Origin of the sequence: Metapseudomonas otitidis, assembly GCF_011397855.1 — a bacterium.
Lineage (GTDB): Bacteria > Pseudomonadota > Gammaproteobacteria > Pseudomonadales > Pseudomonadaceae > Metapseudomonas > Metapseudomonas otitidis.
This window is the reverse complement of record NZ_AP022642.1, coordinates 807,431-824,735: the sequence shown is the minus strand read 5'-3', so window position 1 is coordinate 824,735 and position 17,305 is coordinate 807,431. Positions and strand designations below refer to the sequence as shown.

The 17,305-nt window shown below is 69.9% G+C and carries 12 protein-coding genes; 4 read left to right on the top strand and 8 right to left on the bottom strand.

The window, feature by feature from the left end; all coding sequences use genetic code 11:
• Positions 1–12: 12 nt before the first annotated feature.
• Positions 13–4,929: an alpha-2-macroglobulin family protein gene (locus tag PotMrB4_RS03880; RefSeq protein ID WP_172432563.1), complete on the bottom strand. Its 4,917-nt coding sequence runs from the start codon at positions 4,927–4,929 to the stop codon at positions 13–15.
• Positions 4,930–5,197: 268 nt separating this feature from the next.
• Between PotMrB4_RS03880 and PotMrB4_RS03875 the strand changes: the two genes are divergently transcribed.
• The gene (locus PotMrB4_RS03875; protein ID WP_172432562.1) at positions 5,198–6,577 is read left to right on the top strand and encodes an MATE family efflux transporter; all 1,380 of its coding nucleotides are present in this window, start codon (positions 5,198–5,200) and stop codon (positions 6,575–6,577) included.
• An 11-nt stretch (positions 6,578–6,588) separates the two neighbouring features.
• Positions 6,589–7,044: a DUF2214 family protein gene (locus PotMrB4_RS03870; RefSeq protein ID WP_044411196.1), complete on the top strand. Its 456-nt coding sequence runs from the start codon at positions 6,589–6,591 to the stop codon at positions 7,042–7,044.
• 4 nt (positions 7,045–7,048) lie between these two features.
• Here the strand turns inward: PotMrB4_RS03870 and PotMrB4_RS03865 are convergent, their stop codons facing one another.
• Genes PotMrB4_RS03865 through PotMrB4_RS03855 form a run of 3 tightly spaced genes read right to left on the bottom strand, consistent with a single transcriptional unit; the run spans position 7,049 to position 8,546 of the window.
• Positions 7,049–7,480, bottom strand: a complete 432-nt coding sequence (locus tag PotMrB4_RS03865; protein WP_172432561.1) for a carboxymuconolactone decarboxylase family protein — start codon at positions 7,478–7,480, stop codon at positions 7,049–7,051.
• On the bottom strand, positions 7,477–8,091 hold the full coding sequence (locus tag PotMrB4_RS03860) for an FMN-dependent NADH-azoreductase (RefSeq protein WP_172432560.1): 615 nt from the start codon (positions 8,089–8,091) through the stop codon (positions 7,477–7,479). Before PotMrB4_RS03860 ends, PotMrB4_RS03865 begins: the two co-directional genes overlap by 4 nt.
• Before the next feature lie 11 nt (positions 8,092–8,102).
• A complete protein-coding gene (locus tag PotMrB4_RS03855; protein ID WP_172432559.1) occupies positions 8,103–8,546 on the bottom strand; it encodes a GNAT family N-acetyltransferase in 444 nt (147 codons plus the stop codon).
• 87 nt (positions 8,547–8,633) lie between these two features.
• Between PotMrB4_RS03855 and pdxR the strand changes: the two genes are divergently transcribed.
• A complete protein-coding gene (gene pdxR, locus PotMrB4_RS03850) occupies positions 8,634–10,046 on the top strand; it encodes a MocR-like pyridoxine biosynthesis transcription factor PdxR (protein ID WP_172432558.1) in 1,413 nt (470 codons plus the stop codon).
• A gap of 629 nt (positions 10,047–10,675) precedes the next feature.
• Here the strand turns inward: pdxR and speA are convergent.
• The 4 genes from speA to PotMrB4_RS03830 form a co-directional block, all read right to left on the bottom strand.
• Positions 10,676–12,589, bottom strand: coding sequence for an arginine decarboxylase (gene speA / locus PotMrB4_RS03845; RefSeq protein WP_172432557.1), 1,914 nt, complete (start codon positions 12,587–12,589; stop codon positions 10,676–10,678).
• A gap of 131 nt (positions 12,590–12,720) precedes the next feature.
• Complete coding sequence (locus PotMrB4_RS03840) at positions 12,721–13,092, bottom strand: translation initiation factor Sui1 (RefSeq protein WP_069562441.1); 372 nt, start codon at positions 13,090–13,092, stop codon at positions 12,721–12,723.
• A 608-nt stretch (positions 13,093–13,700) separates the two neighbouring features.
• A complete protein-coding gene (yfcD, locus tag PotMrB4_RS03835) occupies positions 13,701–14,225 on the bottom strand; it encodes an NUDIX hydrolase YfcD (RefSeq protein WP_044411174.1) in 525 nt (174 codons plus the stop codon).
• Entirely contained in the window at positions 14,225–15,292 is a 1,068-nt protein-coding gene (locus PotMrB4_RS03830; protein ID WP_172432556.1) for a DUF2333 family protein, read from the bottom strand. Before PotMrB4_RS03830 ends, yfcD begins: the two co-directional genes overlap by 1 nt.
• A 305-nt stretch (positions 15,293–15,597) precedes the next feature.
• Between PotMrB4_RS03830 and PotMrB4_RS03825 the strand changes: the two genes are divergently transcribed.
• Complete coding sequence (locus PotMrB4_RS03825; RefSeq protein WP_107330084.1) at positions 15,598–17,211, top strand: diguanylate cyclase; 1,614 nt, start codon at positions 15,598–15,600, stop codon at positions 17,209–17,211.
• The last annotated feature ends 94 nt before the right edge of the window (positions 17,212–17,305 follow it).

Sequence of the window (17,305 nt, the reverse complement as noted above, 5' to 3'; positions counted from 1 at the left end):
GGGGCGAGGCCATCAGCGGTCGTGGATCACCATCACCTCCGGCGCATCCCCCAGGGCCTGCCATTGCGGCCGGTACATGGATTCCACCTGGGGCGGCGGCACGCGGTAGGTGCCGGGGGTCACGGCGCGGGCCAGGTAGAGCAGGTGCGTGGTGTCGTAGCCGCTGACGTCCACGGCGGCCACATAGCGGTCGTCGCGGAACTCCTGGTGCTTGATGGCCGCCCCCTGCATGGACTCCTGCAGGCCGCGCACTTCCTGGCTGGCGTCCTGCAGGCTGGCGGCGCTGTGGGCCAGGTTCTGGTTCTCCGGCTCCAGCCCGGCGGGCAGCAGGTCCACCACCAGGGCGTCGGGGGTGCGCTCGCGGGCCTGCACACTGAGGTGCACCAGCACCAACTGGCCGCTGCGCAGGTCGCGGATGTCCACGGGCTTGCCGTCCAGGCCCAGGTAGTCGCGCTGGATCGAGAGGTTCTCGCCGCCCGCCTTCGGTGCCTCCGTCGGGTAGCCGGACAGGGTCAGGCGCTGGTACAGCGGCGCCGGGCTGCGGCTGGTGAGGGTCAGCGGTTCGGCCAGGGCCTGCTCGTCGAGGCGCAGGTTGGCGTGGTCGCGGTCCAGGGTGCGGGCCTGCCCGGCGATATCCAGGCTGGCCTGCCAGTCCGGCTCGGGCTTGCCGATCAGGTGGCGGCCGGCGAGGAACAGCGCGTTGCGCTCCTGGGTCGACAGCCAGTCACGGCCGGCCAGGCGATCCGACAGCGGGAACAGGCGGGCGTCGACCTGATCCGGCGCCAGGCCGCTTTCCTCCAGCAGGGCGAGGATCAGCGCCTCGTCCCGCAGGGTGCTGCCGTAGTCGGCGTACCAGCCGTCGCCACGCACGGCCTGGGCCGCCAGCCCGGCCTCCAGCGCCTGGTCGGCGCGGGGCTGGTCGCCCATGGCCTTGAGGGCCACGGCCAGTTGCACCAGGGCCAGGCCCGAGCGCGATTCGGCACGCCGCTCGAACAGGCTGCGCAGGGCACCGAGGGGTGCCTGCTGGGTGCGGGCCAGCACGTAGCCGGCGTAGGCCTGCACGGCGAAGCGGCTGTAGTCGCTGTTGTCGGTGTAGTTCACGTCGATCTGGTTGCGGTCCTGCAGGTAGCGCAGCAGGCGCTCGTTGGCCTTGGCGAGGGCGGCGGCGGGCACGTCGAAGCCCTGCTCGCGGGCGCGCTGGAGGAAGTCGGTGACGTAGGCGGTCAGCCAGGGTTCCTCGTCGCTCTCGTTGCTCCACAGGCCGAAGCTGCCGTTGAAGCGCTGCATGCCCAGCAGGCGCCCGATGCCGATGGCGATGGCCTTGCGCCGCTGCTCGTCGGGCTCGTCAGCCAGGCCCAGGCGCTGGCGGGTGGCGGCGTCGAGGTAGAGCGAGGCGTAGAGCCCGCTGGTGGTCTGCTCGGCGCAGCCATAGGGGTAGGCGCGCAGGGCGCGGATGTGCTCGGCGATGTTCAGCGGCGGGCGCGCGGACACCGACAGCCGGGCCTCGCGGCCGATGGTCTCGAAGGCCGCCAGGGTGCCGGCGGGCAGGCTCCAGCTGTCGCCCTTGAGCACCGCGCGGAAGCTGCGGGTCTGCGCCGGCCAGGCCGGGCGGATGCCCAGGGTCCAGTCACGGGTCAGCGGTGCCAGGGCCTCGCCGGGCAGGGCCAGGCCGTTGACCGTGACGCGGATGCTGCCCTGGCCGAAGCCACTGAGGGCGCGCACCGGCACCCGCAGGGTGGTGCGCTGGCCGTCGGCCAGTTGCAGCGGGGTGGTCTGCCCGGCGGGGGCCTCGGCGAGGCGCAGCAGGCCGTCGGCCTCCAGCTTCACGTCGAGGGCCTGGGACTGGCCGGAGAGGTTGGTCAGGTCGAGGGCGACGCTGGTCTCGTCACCGCCGGCGAGGAAGCGCGGGGCGGCCAGTTCGGCCACCAGCGGCGCGGCCACCACGGTCTTGCCTTCGGCCATGCCGTAGCGTTCGTCGGTCCACACCTGGGCCATCAGCCGCAGCTCGCCGTTGAAGTCGGGGATATCCAGGCTGACGTCGCCCTCCCCCTGCTCGTCGAGGGTCACCGGCACGCTCTGCAGGGCCACCAGGCGCACCTTGCTCGGCGGGCGCTTGCCACCGGCGGCGAGGCCGGCGTCACCGCCGAAGGCCAGGGAGGCGAGGCGCCCCTGGCCGGCTTCGATCAGTTGGCCGTACACGTCCAGCTGGTCGGCGCCGTAGGCCTTGCGGCCGAACAGCGCGGCGAAGGGGTCGGGGGTGGCGTAGTCGGTGATGCTGAGGATGCCGGCGTCCACCGCCGCCACCAGCACATGGGCCTGGCGCGCCGGGGTGCCGTCGGCGTTCTTCGCTTGCACGTGCACCGCCAGGGGCTGGTTGGGGCGCATCTTCTCGGCGGCGCGCAGGGTCAGCGCCAGCTTGCGCGGGGCGCGCTCCAGGGGCAGGTGCAGCAGGCCGACGGCGCGCTTGGGCGTGACCCGCTCCTTGCGCTCGCCGGGGCGCACCACCAGGGCGCTGACGTAGAGGTCATGCCGGGCCCATTCGCGGCCCACCGGGACCTCGAAGGTGCGGCCTTCAGCGGGCACGTCGATGTTCTGCCACCACAGCGGGCCGTCGGCGGACTCCACCAGCAGGTAGCCGCTGCCAGCCGCTGGCGGGGTGACGCTGATGCGCGCCACGTCGCCTTCGTTGTAGGCGGGCTTGTCCAGCGCCAGCTTGACCTGGTCGGGGCGCACGGCGCCGCCCTCGGTGTTGTCCTGCCAGCGGTAGCCGGCCCAGAAGCGCAGGCTGCTGACCATCCCGGTCTGCGGGTCCTCCACCTCGACCCGGTAGGGGCCCCACTGCACGGGGAAGCTGACGCGGGTGGTGCCGTTGGCGGCGACGTCCACCAGGCGTTCGTCGCTGATGAGGAATTTCTCGTTGTAGTGGTAGTTCCAGCCGCCGTCGTCGTCGTAGCTCCAGTAGTAGTCGCGGCGCTCGCGCACCAGGCGCACCTTGACGCCCTGGGCAGCCAGCTTGTTGCCCTCGGGGTCGGCGATCAGCAGTTCCACTTCGGCCATGCCGTTCATGTCCACCTGGTCGTCGGTGAACACGCCGCGCAGGCCGGGCAGGCGTGCGGCGGGCCACACCGGCTGCTCCAGGCGCCGGGTGACGGGGCGGCCGCCGGACTCCAGCAGGCTGGCCTGCAGGGTCAGCGACAGCGGCGAACGGGCGCTGGCCCAGCGGCTTTCCAGCTCCAGGGCGCCCTTGCCGGCTTCGTCGAGCTTGACCTCGTCCAGCTCCACGTCCTGGCTCAGCTCCTCTTCGGTCACCGAGCCGAACTGGTAGCCGGGCAGTGCCTTCACCGCTTCGCGCAGCGGCCGCACGTAGAGCTGGCCGGTGAGGCGGTTGCCGGCAGCCGGGGCGCCGTAGAGGTAGCGCCCCTGCACCTGGAAGCGGGCGACGTCGTCGGGTTCCAGGGGCGTGTCGCTGCCCTTGATCTCCAGGGCCATGCGTTCGGGGAGGAAGTCCTCCACCTGGAATTCGTAGAGCTGCTTGTGGCCATTGCCGAGGTCGATCAGCAATTGCCAGCGGCCGGTGGGGGCGTCCCCCGAAAGGGCCAGCTGGTGCTGGTAGAGACCGTTGGCGTCGGGGCTCCAGACGAAGCTCTGGCTGACCTGGTCGTCCGGGCGGCGCACTTCGACGTTCACCGGCTGGGGCGCCAGGGCGTGGCCGTCGCGGTCACGCAGCAGGGCGTTGAGCAGCACGGTCTCGCCGGGGCGGTAGAGGTCACGCGGGCCGAAGACGAAGAACTGCAGCGGCTGCTGGGCCGGCCCGGCGATGTCGAACTCGGACAGGTCCAGGGCCGGCGTGTCCAGGCGCAGCAGGCTGATCTGGTCGCCCTGGTGGCCCACCAGCACGCGGCCCTTGTCGGTCAGCGGCAGTTGCAGGTGGCCCTTGTCGTCGGTCTTGCCCTCGGCCAGCACGGTGCCTTCGGGGTCGAGCAGCTGCAGGTTCACCTCGGCCTGGGGCTTGCCGCCCTCCAGGGCCTGGGCGAAGACATCCAGGCGGCCGCCGAAGCGGTGGGCGGAGAGGCCGATGTCGCTCAGGGTGAACAGCGTGGCGGGGTTGCTGTAGCTGTAGCGGCCGGCGCGGCGCATCACCGCCAGGTACACGCCGGCCGGTTTCAGCGGCTCGATGCCGGCGATGGGCAGCAGCAGGTTCTCGCGGGTGTTGGGTGCGGGCTTGAGGTCGAAGCGCCCGGAGTAGACCAGGTCGGCGGTGCGCAGCAGGGCGTCGCTGTCCCAGTAGCTCATCTGGCTGCGGCGGCCCCAGCGGGCGAGCAGCTTGGGCAGCTCGGCGGGGCGCACGCGGAAGAAGTCGACGTCCACGGCGTCGACGTTGAGGGCGATCACCGGCAGGCCTTCGGCAAGGCGGCTGGGCAGCAGCGAGCCCTGGCTGGCGAAGCCCACCGAGGGCTGCAGGTCACGGGTGCGCAGCTGGCTGACGCTGGCGCTGGCCAGGCGGGCGTCGTTCACCCCGCGCAGGCCGGCGTCGATGGTCAGCTCCAGGTCACGCTTGGGCTGCAGGTGGCGCAGGCGCAGCTCCATGAGGTTGTCGTCCAGCTCCCAGGCGCCATCCACCTTGCCGCCGGCCTTGTCCACCAGGTGCAGGCGCTCGGCGAAGGGCTGCTCCGGGTCCAGTGGCACGGAAAAGGTCACCGACAGGGCGCTGGCGCCGTCGAGCTGGACTTCGGAGATGTCCACCACCTTCAGCTCGCGGCCGGCGTAGCGCTTGGCCAGCGCCGCGGTGTCCACCGGCGCGCGGGGCGCCTGGACCTGGGCAGCGGGTTCGGCGGCGGCCTTCTCGGCGGTGTGTTCGGGGGTGGAGGAATCGCAGGCGGCAAGCAGCCCCAGCGAGAGGGCCAGTAACAATCCTTTGTACGACGACATGGTGACTCCGGGGCGGGACGCGCGGCTGCGCGCGCGGCAACTATAGACGAGCCGTGATGCCCGTAAAGGGCATTTTTAAAAACGTAGGCGAGGCAGTCAGCGCAAGGCAAAAACAGGCGAAAAAGCGCAGTTTACATGGCGTAAATGAGCATTTTGAGCCTGTTTTTAACGCAGCGATGACAACGCAGGTAGTTTTTAAAGGTGCCCTCCAGTCGCCGCCTTCACGGTGTTGCACCGCTATACTGCGCTGCCCTTGCGGAGCCCGAGAATGAGCCCGATTCGCGACGCCTGGCGGCACCGCCCCACCCACCGACGGGTGTGGGGTCTGGCCGCGCCGATGATCCTCTCCAACGTTTCCGTGCCCCTGGTGGCGCTGGTGGACAGCACAGTGGTGGGCCACCTGCCCCATGCCCACCAGCTGGGCGCCGTGGCGGTGGGCAGCATGCTCTACACGCTGATGATCGGCGTGCTCGGCTTCCTGCGCATGGGCACCACCGGCTTCGCGGCCCAGGCCGCCGGACGGGCCGATGGCGGTGCGCTGCGCCAGGTGCTGCTGCAGGGCCTGCTGCTGGCCGGGATCCTGGCGCTGGGCCTGGGGCTGCTGGCCCTGCCCTTCGGGCACCTGGCCCTGGGGCTGATGGCGCCCTCGGCGGAGCTGGACCAGCTGACCCGCGAATTCTTCCACCTGCGCCTGCTGGGGTTGCCGGCGGCCCTGGCCAACTACGCGCTGGTGGGCTGGTTCCTCGGCACCCAGAACGCCCGGGCACCGCTGGCGATCCTGCTGGGGACCAACCTGGCGAACATCGCCCTGGCGCTGTGGTTCGTGCTCGGGCTGGACTGGGGCGTGGCCGGCGCGGCCAAGGCGGCGGTGACGGCCGAGTGGTTCGGCGCCCTGATCGGCCTGGCGCTGACCCGGGGCGCGCTGCGGCGCCACCCGGGGCGCATCGTGGCGGGTGCCTTGCGCCGCTGGGCCAGCTGGCGGCCGCTGCTGGCGGTGAACCGCGACATCTTCATCCGTTCCCTGGCGCTGCAGCTGGTGTTCTTCCTGCTCACGGTGCAGGGCGCGCGGCTGGGCGATGCCACGGTGGCGGCCAACGCGCTGCTGCTCAACGGCCTGCTGGTGACCGCCTATGCGCTGGACGGCCTGGCCCATGCGGTGGAGGCCCTATGCGGCCACGCCATCGGTGCCGGCAACCGCGCGGAGCTGCGCCGGGCCCTGGTGGTGGCAGGGGGCTGGTCGCTGATCGCCAGCCTGGGCTTTGCGCTGTTCTTCCTGCTCGGCGGCGGGCTGTTCATCGACCTGCAGAGCGACATCGCCGAGGTGCGCGCGGTGGCCCACCGCTACCTGCCCTACCTGGCGCTGCTGCCGCTGGTGGCGGTGTGGAGCTACCTGCTGGACGGCCTGTTCATCGGCGCCACCCGCGCCCGCGAGATGCGCAACGCGATGCTGCTGGCGGTGCTGCTGAGCCTGCCGCTGGGGCTGGCCCTGGCGGGCCTGGGCAACCACGGGCTGTGGCTGGCCTTCCTGGGCTTCATGGCGCTGCGCGGCCTCAGCCTGGCGGGCCTGGCCTGGCGCCTGCAGCGGCGCGATGCCTGGTTCGCCGGGGCGCCTGCGCCCTCGAACGCTTCCCCCTCCCCTGCCCCCTGAAGGAGCCTGCCATGGCCGACGCGATCGCTGCCTACCTGCATTACCTGTCGATCTTCCTGCTGTTCGCGCTGCTGGTGCTGGAGCACCGCCTGTTCAAGCTGCCGCTGGACCTGGACCGGGCCCGCAGCCTGATGCGCATCGACATCGCCTACGGCATCACCGCCAGCCTGGTGCTGGCCACGGGGCTGGCGCGGGTGCTGTGGTTCGGCAAGGGCAGCGCCTACTACCTGCACAACAGCCTGTTCCACGCCAAGGTCGGGCTGTTCGTGCTGGTGGCGCTGCTCTCCACCTTCCCCACGGTGGTGTTCCTCGGCTGGCGCAACAGCGTCAAGGCCGGCCAGGTGCCGGTGCTGTCGCCGCGCACCGGCAAGCTGCTGGTGATCACCCTGCGCGCCGAGCTGACCCTGCTGCTGGTGCTGCCGCTGCTGGGCGCGCTGATGGCGCGGGGCTTCGGGGTGATCGGCTGAGCCCTTACAGGCGCATCCCCACGGCCAGCCGGTTGAAGGCGTTCATCAGGGCGCAGGCGAAGCTGAGGTCGCTGATCTCGGTGTCGCTGAAATGCGCCTTGAGCGGCTCGTAGGCCGAGTCGGGGGCGCCGCTGCCTTCCAGCCGGGTCAGCGACTCGGCCCACTCCAGCGCGGCACGCTCGCGCTCGCTGTACAACCCACTCACCCGCCAGCCGGCCAGGGCATCCAGGCGCGCCTGCTGCTCGCCGCCGGCGCGCAGGGCGCGGCTGTGCATCTCCAGGCAGAAGGCGCAGCCGTTGATCTGCGAGATGCGCAGGTACACCAGTTCGATCAGGGCGTTGCCCAGGGGGCTGTCCTGCAGGGCGTTCTTGGCGCTGAGCAGGCTTTGGTACACACGGGGGGACAGTTCGCTGAACGGCAGTCTGAGTGCACTCATGGGAAAACTCCGATGGGGTTGAAGTAGGGGTGGGTGTCCAGCCGGGCGCGGATCTGCTGCTCGGCCTGGGCGACGGCTTCGGGGCCCTGGGCGAGGCCCTGGAGGTGGAAGAATTCGACGTGGTGCAGGCCGATCACCCCGAGGATGTGGCGCAGGTAGGGGGTGAGGAAGTCGGCCTGGCTGGCCCGCGCGCCCAGGTAGGTGCCGCCGGAGCTGATGACCACGAAGCAGGGCCGGTCTTCCAGCAGCCCTTCCTTGGTGCCGTTGCGCAGGGTGAAGGTGCGCTGGATGCGCACCACGTAGTCGAGCCAGAGCTTGAGGCAGGCCGGCACCATGTAGTTGTGCATGGGGGTGGCGATCAGCAGGTGGTCGGCGGCCTCCACTTCGCGCACCAGGGTTTCCGATACGGCGAAGGCGGGGTCGTCCTTCGCGGCGCGGGCCATCAGGGCGCGGGCGTAGTCGCCGGTCAAAGGCGGCAGCGGTTCGGCCACCAGGTCGCGCAGCTGCAGGTCGCTGCGCGGTTGCAGGCGCTCGGCCATCTCGCGGGCCAGGCGGCCGCCGAGGGAGGCTTCGCCGTTGGGGCTGCAGTCGATGAGCAGGGTTCGGGGCATGGGGTCCTCCGTCAGGTGAGAAAACGGCTGAAGTGCAGGCCGGTGGCGAGCAGGCCCTGGCGGAAGTAGAAACGCTGGGCCAGGGCGTTGGCCAAGGCGGTGTCCAGCACCAGCTTGGCGCACCCGTCGGCGCGCGCCAGCCGCTCCACCTCCGCCAGCAACGCGGCGCCGACGCCCTGGCTGCGGGCGCCTTCGGCGGTGACCAGGTCGTCGACGTAGACGAAGCGGTCGTGGATCAGGTTGTCCAGGGTGCGGTAGCCGGCCAGCCCGAGCAGGCGGCCGTCCTGGCTGGCGGCCAGCAGCCGGTAGCCCTGCTGGCGCTGCCGGGCGACACGCTGGACGAAGGCGTCGGCGTCGACCAGGCGCGGGCGCAGCTGGTGCATCAGGCCGAAGGCCGCGCGCAGGGCGGGTTCGTCCGCTTCGAGGTGGTGCAACTGCAGGGGGGCGTCGCTCATGGGGGCTGTCCGGTGAGTGGTTGGGCGCTACTCTAGGGCGCCCATGTCCCAGCCTACAGAGCCAAGATTCGAGGAAATGACCAGGCCATGACCACCCGCCCGTCGCTGGACCGCACCCTCGATACGCCGCTGTTCCTGCAGCTCTACCAACGCCTGCGCGAGGCCATCGAGCAGGGCCGCCTGGCCCCGGGGGCGCGGCTGCCCTCGCTGCGGGCCCTGGCCAGCGAGCTGAACCTGGCGCGGGGCACGGTGGAGGCGGCGTACCAGATGCTGATCGGCGAGGGCTATGCGGAGGCCCACGGCCCGGCCGGCACGCGGGTGTCGCCGCGTCTGGGCGGCAGCCTGCCGGAACGCCCGGCCACACCGGGGCCGGCCCGCACGGCGGCGCCAGCCGAGGCGCCCCGGCTGGAGCCGTTCCAGCTCGGCCTGCCGGCCCTGGACGCCTTCCCCCGCAAGCTGTGGACGCGCCTGGTGCAACGCCACCTGCGGGCCCTGGCCGGCCCGGCGATGATGACGCCCGACCCGGTGGGCCACCGGCCGCTGCGGGAAAGCCTGGCGGCGTACCTGGGGGTGTCCCGGGGGATCCGCTGCTCGCCCGAGCAGGTGTTCATCACCACCGGCCACCTCGCCAGCCTGGCGCTGGTGCAGCGCACGCTGATGCGCCCGGGGGACCGCATCTGGCTGGAGGACCCGGGCTATCACCACGCCCGCGAGATGCTCGCGGCGCTGCCGCTGGACTGCGTGCCGGTGCCGGTGGACGGCGAGGGGCTGGTGGTGGAGGCCGGTTGCCGGCGGGCCGCCGACGCGCGCTTCGCCCTGGTCACCCCGACCCACCAGAGCCCCACCGGGGTGGCGCTGTCCCTGCCGCGCCGCCTGGCCCTGCTGGACTGGGCGCGCCGGGCCGAGGCCTGGATCATCGAGGACGACTACGACAGCGAGTACCGCTACCACGGCCGCCCGCTGCCGGCGCTGAAGAGCCTGGACGAGGCCGGCCGGGTGCTCTACGCCGGGACCCTGAGCAAGGTGCTCTACCCCGGCCTGCGCATGGCCTACCTGGTGGTGCCGGCGGCGCAGGTGGAGGCCTTCCGCCAGAGTGCGCGGCTGTTCCCCAGCGGCTGCCCGGAGCTGATGCAGGCGGCCCTGGCGGACTTCATCGAGCAGGGGCATTTCGCCCGCCACCTCAAGCGCATGCGCAGCCTCTACGCCGAGCGCCGCGCCCACACGCGGGAGGCGCTGCTGGCCGCGTTTGGCGAGGGCCTGCGGATCGACCAGCAGGCCGGCGGCATGCACCTGCTGGCCTACCTGGCGGACGGCCAGGACGACACCGCCATCGCCCAGCGCGCCCGCCAGGCGGGGCTGGCGGTGGTGCCGCTGTCGCGCTGGCGCCTGGAGAGCCGGGGTGCACCAGGGCTGGCGCTGGGCTTCACCAACATCGCCACCCCCGACGAGGCCCGGCACCTGGCCCAGCGGTTGCGGGCCGCCGTCGAAGCGACCGGGTAAACACCCAAACGTAGGGTGGGCTTCAGCCCACCGCTCCTGCCCCAAGCCCGTGCCGAACGGTGGATCGGCGCTCACCGGATGGCGCCATGGCACCCGTAGGATGGGCTGAGCTGTGCGAAGCCCATCATCCCGGGCCGGGCGTGGATTGATGCGGTTCGCCGAGCTCACCGCATCCTACGGACTCACACCGCTCCGGCGTCGAGACGGTGGATCGGTGAAGTGCGATCCAACCACCAATTACCGGCACCCAGACCCTGGGGATAACACCCGAAACCTGCGCAGCAGAAGGTGGATCGGCGTTCACCGGATGGCGCCATGGCACCCGTAGGATGGGCTGAGCTGTGCGAAGCCCATCATCGCGGGTTGGGCGTGGATTGATGCGGTTCGCTGAGCTCACCGCATCCTACGGACTCACACCGCTCCGGCGTCGAGACGGTGGGTCGGTGAAGCGCGATACGCCGAGGTAGAGGCTCGCGTGGGGGGATGACGCTCTTTTCATCCACCGATTCCTGGCGCATGGGGACAGCGCCGCCCCCGGGCTGAAGCCCGGGCTACATTGGCTTCGTCCTGGCTGGCGGCGGAATGAAAAAGCCCCGGCATGGGCCGGGGCTTTTCGGGGCGCGGGGCGATCAGGACGACAGGTAGGAGGAGCGGGTCAGGCCCAGGCGCAGGGCGTCCACGTAGTGGGTGCGCTCGCGGGGGCTGAGCTTGGCGCTGGCCACCTTGTCGCGGTAGAGGGCCATCAGCTCCTCGGGGGACAGGTGCACGTAGCGCAGCATGTCCTCGATGGTGTCGTGGGTCTCGATGCCGGCGTGGTACACGCTGCCGTCTTCGCGCTGGTAGACGTTCACCGAGTCGGTGTCGCCGAACAGGTTGTGCATGTCGCCGAGGATCTCCTGGTAGGCGCCCACCAGGAACACGCCCAGGAGGTAGTCCTCGCCTTCGCGCACGTCGTGCACCGGCATGCTGGTCTCGATGCTCTGCTCGTCGACGTACTGCTTGATCTTGCCGTCGGAGTCGCAGGTCAGGTCCTGCAGCACGGCGCGGCGCAGGGGCTCTTCGTCGAGGCGCTGCAGCGGGATGATCGGCAGCACCTGGCCGATGGCCCAGGTGTCCGGCAGGCTCTGGAACACGGAGAAGTTGCAGATGTACTTCTCGGCCAGCTTGTCGTTCAGCTCGTCGAGCACCTGGCGGTGGGAGCGCTGGCGGGCCTTGAGCTGGTTGTGCAGGCGGCGGCAGATGGCGAAGTAGGTCTGCTCGGCCAGGGCCTTCTGCGCCAGGGTCAGCTTGCCTTCGGCGTACTGCGCGGCGGCGTCGCCGATGTAGTGGGTGGCGCGCCAGTAGGTCTCGGTGACCATCTCGGTGTCGGTCGGGCCGAGCAGGTCGAGCAGCCAGCGGACGATCTCGGGCTGCTCCTCGCGGTCGTCTACCACCGGTACGGCGTCGTTGTGGCGCTCGACGTCGGTGACCTGCATGACCAGCACGGCGTGGTGCGCGGTCATGGCGCGGCCGCTCTCGGAGAAGATGTGCGGATGCGGCAGGCCCTGGGCGTCGCAGAACTCCTTGAGCATGCCCACCACCACGCCGGCGTAGTCGTCCATGTCGTAGTTGATGGAGCTGGCGTTGCGCGAGTGGGTGCCGTCGTAGTCCACGCCCAGGCCGCCGCCGACGTCGATGTGGTCCACCGGCAGGCCGAGGCTGCGCAGTTCGGCGTAGTAGCGGATGGCTTCCTTGAAGCCGTGCTGGTAGTCGGCGAGGTTGGCGATCTGCGAGCCCATGTGGAAGTGCAGCAGGCGCACACCCTGGTCGAGGCCGGCCTTGCGGAAGCGCTCGACCACCGACAGCAGCTGGGCGGCGGAGAGGCCGAACTTGGACTTCTCGCCGCCGGTGTCGGCCCACTTGGAGGAGGCCAGGGACGACAGGCGCACGCGCAGGCCGACCTGGGGTGCGACCTTCAGTTCGGCGGCGGCTTCGATGACGAACTCCACCTCCGATTCCTTCTCGATGACGATGAAGACGTTGTGGCCGAGCTTCTGGCCCATCAGCGCCAGGCGGATGAACTCGCGGTCCTTGTAGCCGTTGCAGACGATGGTGCCGCCCTTGGGGGCGAGCGCCAGCACGGCCATCAGCTCGGGCTTGGAGCCGGCTTCCAGGCCGATGGAGACGTTCTGGGTGGCGATGATGTTCTCCACCACCGCTTCCTGCTGGTTGACCTTGATGGGGTACAGGGCGGTGTAGCGGTTCTGGTACTCCAGCCGCGCGATGTTGGCGTCGAAGGCGCCGGTGAGCTGGCGCACGCGCGACTGGAGGATGCCGGGGAAGCGCACCAGCAGCGGCAGGGACAGGCCCGCCTCGCGCAGGTTGCCGACCAGGTCGTGCAGGTCCACCGGTTCGCTGGACGGGCCGCTGGGACGCACGTCGACGCGCCCGGCCTCGTTGATGGCGAAGAAACCGGCACCCCAGTGGCGGATCCCGTAGACACTGCGGCTGTCCGCTACGGTCCAGCGGCTGCCATCGTCCTTGCGCGTGCGTCGTGCAGACATCGTGTTCCCCCTGTGGGATGAAAAGGGCCGAACCCGCCGGGACGTACCGGGCAGGCGTGGGCAGGTTAAAGCGGTCGTATGACGTTGGAGTGTTGACCGTGGCGATGACGGTCAGTTTAGAAAGCCGTGGCTCAGCCGCCGGATTTCTTGGCCTTGAAGCCGCGCTTGGCGAGCTCGTCGAGCAGCAGGTCCACGTGGTCGCCCTGGATCTCGATCACGCCGTCCTTGAGGGCACCGCCGGTGCCACATCGGCGCTTGAGCGCGCTGGCCAGCTCCTTCAGCTCGTCGCCGGCCAGCGGCACGCCGCTGACGGTGGTGACGGTCTTGCCACCCCGGCCCTTGGTTTCGCGGCGAACGCGCGCGATGCCGTCGCCGGCGGGCACGGTGGCTTGCTTGCAGGTGCAGGCGTCGATGGGCTGGGCGCAGTCCGGGCAGTGCCGGCCGCTGTCGGTGGAGTACACCAGGCCGCCGAGGGCGGCAAAGGACGAAGCTTTCTTGACCACCGGCTTTCCTCGTAGGGGTCAGGATAGCGACTGGTCGGCGGGGGCCGACCGCGAAGCCCCACTCTGGCAGGGGCAGCGCAGCCCCGGCCGGGAAGCCGGGGTTGAAAGGCGGCGCAATTTAGCAGCATTCGCGGCGAATGCTAAGTGCGAATTTGCGCCATTGATCGTCAGATTGGCGACCCTGTTCGGCATCGTGCACGAAAGGGTCCGGGATATTGCACAAGCCCGCGCCGGGCGGGGGTTTCAACCACGTCCCTAAGGAAGAAAGCAGCAGACTCTGCGCGCACACTGAAACAGAACAGGGCTCGAATGCCAAGGCAGGGACAACGCCCCTTCAGGAGGCCGAGTGGAATCGTCGTGGAAGGGGTTGAGCGACATGGATGTCGCGAGAGCGCTGCCGGGCCATGGATGGCCCGTCAGCGCGGGCCCCTGGAACGGCGATGTAGCGAGGGGACCCGACGCAGTCGGGCCGGATGCAGGGGCAAGTTTTTTGGTTCCTTTTCAACGATTGGAAAAGGGACTCGCCTGGGAAGGCGAAACAGAAAACACCCGCAAAACTCGCTAAGCAGCTGGGCTCTGATGCCCGCAGCAAGGAACGCCTTGCACCTCTATAGCGACGCCAGATAAAGACGCAACGCCTTGAGCGAGTCCGGGCAGCAGTTCTCCAGCGCCTGGGCCTCGTCGAGGCTCATGAAGCGCGCTTCCATCACCTCCTCCGGCTGCAGCCGCAGGGGCGCGTCGGACACGGCGGAGAACACCGCGCCCCAGAGCCGGTTGCCCGGCTCGTCGAAGTAGAAGCGCCCATGCTCGCGCAGGGGCACGCCGGCGATGCCGAGCTCTTCCTCCAGCTCACGGGCGGCGGAGAGGGCGTAGTCCTCCCCTTCCTGGACCATGCCGCCGGCGGCGACGTCCCAGTAGCCCGGGTACAGCGCCTTGCTCAGGGTGCGGCGATGCACGCAGAGCTGGCCGGCGCTGTTGAACAGGAGGATGAAGGTGCCACGGGAAACCAGCCCGCGCTCGCGCAGCTCGGCCCGGGGCAGGCCGCCGAGGAGGCGGTCCTGCTCGTCGACCCAGGCCACCCGCTCGGCGTCGGAGGCGGCACGGTGGGCCGCCTCGCGCGGGTCGAGGGCCATCAGCCCTGCTCCAGCAGCTGGCGCAGGTCGATCACGGCGGCGTTGGCGCGGGAGATGTAGTTGGCCATCACCAGCGAGTGGTTGGCGAGTACGCCGTAGCCGCTGCCGTTGAGCACCATGGGGCTCCACAGGGGCTCCTGGGCGGCCTCCAGCTCGCGGATGATCTGCCGCACGCTGATGGTCGCGTTCTTCTTGGCCAGTACGTCGGCGAAGTCCACTTCGATGGCACGCAGGATGTGGGACAGCGCCCAGGCCTGGCCACGGGCTTCGTAGAAGACGTTGTCGATCTGCAGCCAGGGCGTCTCGACGATCTCCTCGCTGACCTTGGGCACCACGCCTTCCTGGCCGTCCTGGGCCTTCACGTCGGTGTTCAGGCGGACCCGGCCGACGCTGGCGGACAGGCGCTGGGACAGCGAGCCCAGGCGGGTGGCGACGTCACCCAGCCAGTTGTTGAGGTTGTCGGCGCGGGTATAGAACTGGGCGCCGGGCTGGCTCGGGTCGGAGAGCCGGGCCAGGTAGCGGTCCAGGGCGCGGATGCCTTCCTGGTATTCGGCCTCGGAGGCCGGCAGGGCCCAGCTCTTGTTGTCGAAGTTGAAGCGCGGTTCGGCGCGGGACAGGTTGGCGTCCTCGGTCGACTGCGACTGGGAGCGGGCGAAGTCCTTGCGCAGGGCGCGGGTCAGGTCGCGGACCTGTACCAGTACGCCGTATTCCCAGCTGGGCATGTTGTCCAGCCAGATACCGGGCGGGGCCAGGTCGTTGGAAAGGTAGCCGCCGGGCTTGTCCAGCAGGGTCTGGGCCACCTGCTTGAGGGTCTCGACCGTGGTGTAGCCGGTGACCAGCTTGCGCTGGGCGCGCTCGGCCGCCGCCTGGGCGTTCTGCTGCACGGGGAACAGCTCGGGTTCCTGGCTCCAGTACCAGCCCACCACCCCCGCTCCCACCAGGTAGACGCCGAGCAGGGCGCCGAGGGCGCGGCTGACCCAGATGCCTCCCAGGTAGCTGCGGACATCGTCCACCGAATCATCGACGCGATCTCGTGCCTGGCCCGCACGCTTCTTCCAGTCCAGCATGGCTATGTCCTTCACTCATCCGTTCGGCAAGTTTCGACAGCGCCCTTGCGCAAGGGTGCCGCCGGCCTCGCACTATAAGTGAAGCGAGCGGCCTTGCCAGCGCCCAATGGCCAAACCAAGAGTGGGCCGGTGACAAGGTGTTGAGACGATGCGCACATTCGCGCTGTGACCCAGTGGCACTCCCGGAGAAAAGGTTGGCGCCAAGGGATCGGCGGTACTGGCACGGCTGCAACGAGGTGCTAGCATAGCGCCACCATCCAGGTCGGATTTCGTCCAGAAAACGACCAGAAGCCCAGAAGCCCGTCATGACCGAACCCGAAGATCCGAGCCGCGATCGCCTGAAGACCTATTTCGCCCAACGGGTGATCCACCAGGCGCGCCATCTTCTGGAGGTCTGGCAGCGGCTGCAGCGCAGCGAGTGGCGGGAGTCCGACCTCACCGAGCTGACCGAGGCCAACACCCTCCTGCAGCGTTATGCCCAGCGCTTCGAACAGCCCGAGCACAGCCAGCTGGCCCAGAGCATCGAAGCCTGCCTGGTGGGCATCCAGGCCAACCGTGGGCGCCTGTCCAGCGAACTGATCACCGAGCTGAGCCAGCTGATGCAGCGCCTGTCGCGCACTGGGCTGCGCCATGGCGACCAGCTCGAGCAGACCTTCCTGCCGCCCCTGCGCAAGCCGGTCTACCTGGCCCTGCAGGACGGCGAGCGCGCCGCACGCCTGGCCCAGCAGATGGAGTTCTTCGGCCTCTCGGCGCAGACCTGCGACAGCGCCAACGCCTTCCGCGCGGCCATGGCCGAGCGACACCCGTCGGCCATCGTCATGGAAGTGGATTTCGCCGGCACCGGCATGGGCCTGGAGCTGGCACTCGAAGCGCAGAAGGGCCTGGAGCACAAGCTGCCGGTGCTGTTCTTCAGCCACGACGACACCGACACACCGACCCGCCTGGCCGCCGTGCGCGCCGGGGGGCAGGAGTTCTACACCGGCACGCTGGACGCCTCCAGCCTGCTGGAACGCATCGAGACCCTGACCCGCACCGCCCACTACGAGCCCTACCGGGTGCTGGTGGTGGACGACTCCCGCGCCCAGGCGATGCACACCGAGATGACCCTGAACAGCGCCGGCATCGTCACCCGCGCCATCACCGAGCCGGTGCAGGCGATGGCGGCCCTGGCGGAGTTCCAGCCGGACCTGATCATCCTCGACATGTACATGCCCGAGTGCCTGGGCACCGAGCTGGCCAAGGTGATCCGCCAGAACGAGCGCTACGTCAGCGTGCCGATCATCTACCTGTCGGCCGAGGACGACCTGGACAAGCAGCTGGACGCGATGAGCGAGGGCGGCGACGACTTCCTCACCAAGCCGATCAAGCCGCGCCACCTGATCGCCACCGTGCGCACCCGCGCCAAGCGCGCCCGCAGCCTGAAGGCGCGGATGGTGCGCGACAGCCTCACCGGGCTGTTCAACCACACCCACACCCTGCAGCTGCTGGAGGACGCCCGTTCCCGCGCGCGCCGCGATGGCCGGCCGCTGTGCTTCGCGATGCTCGACATCGACCACTTCAAGAAGGTCAACGACACCTACGGCCACCCCATGGGTGACCGGGTGATCAAGAGCCTCGCGCTGTTCCTAAAACAGCGCCTGCGCAAGAGCGACCACATCGGCCGCTATGGCGGCGAAGAATTCGCCGTGGTGCTGCCGGACACCGACCTGGAAGCCGCCCAGCGGGTGCTGGACGAGATCCGCCAGCGCTTCGCCGAGATCCGCTACCCGGCCCAGCCCCACGACCTGTCCTGCACCTTCAGCTGCGGCATCGCCGAGCTGAGCGATGACATCGACAGCAACACCCTCTCCAAGCGCGCCGACGAGGCGCTCTACCAGGCCAAGCGCAGCGGCCGCAACCGCGTCGAGCTGTTCCGCTGAGCCGTCCCGCAGCGTGACGCAGGTCACGCTGTCATCAAGCTGCAATCGAATCGAAATATCGTCGGGGTCCGCCGTCCTGTTCGTTGTAGGTCGA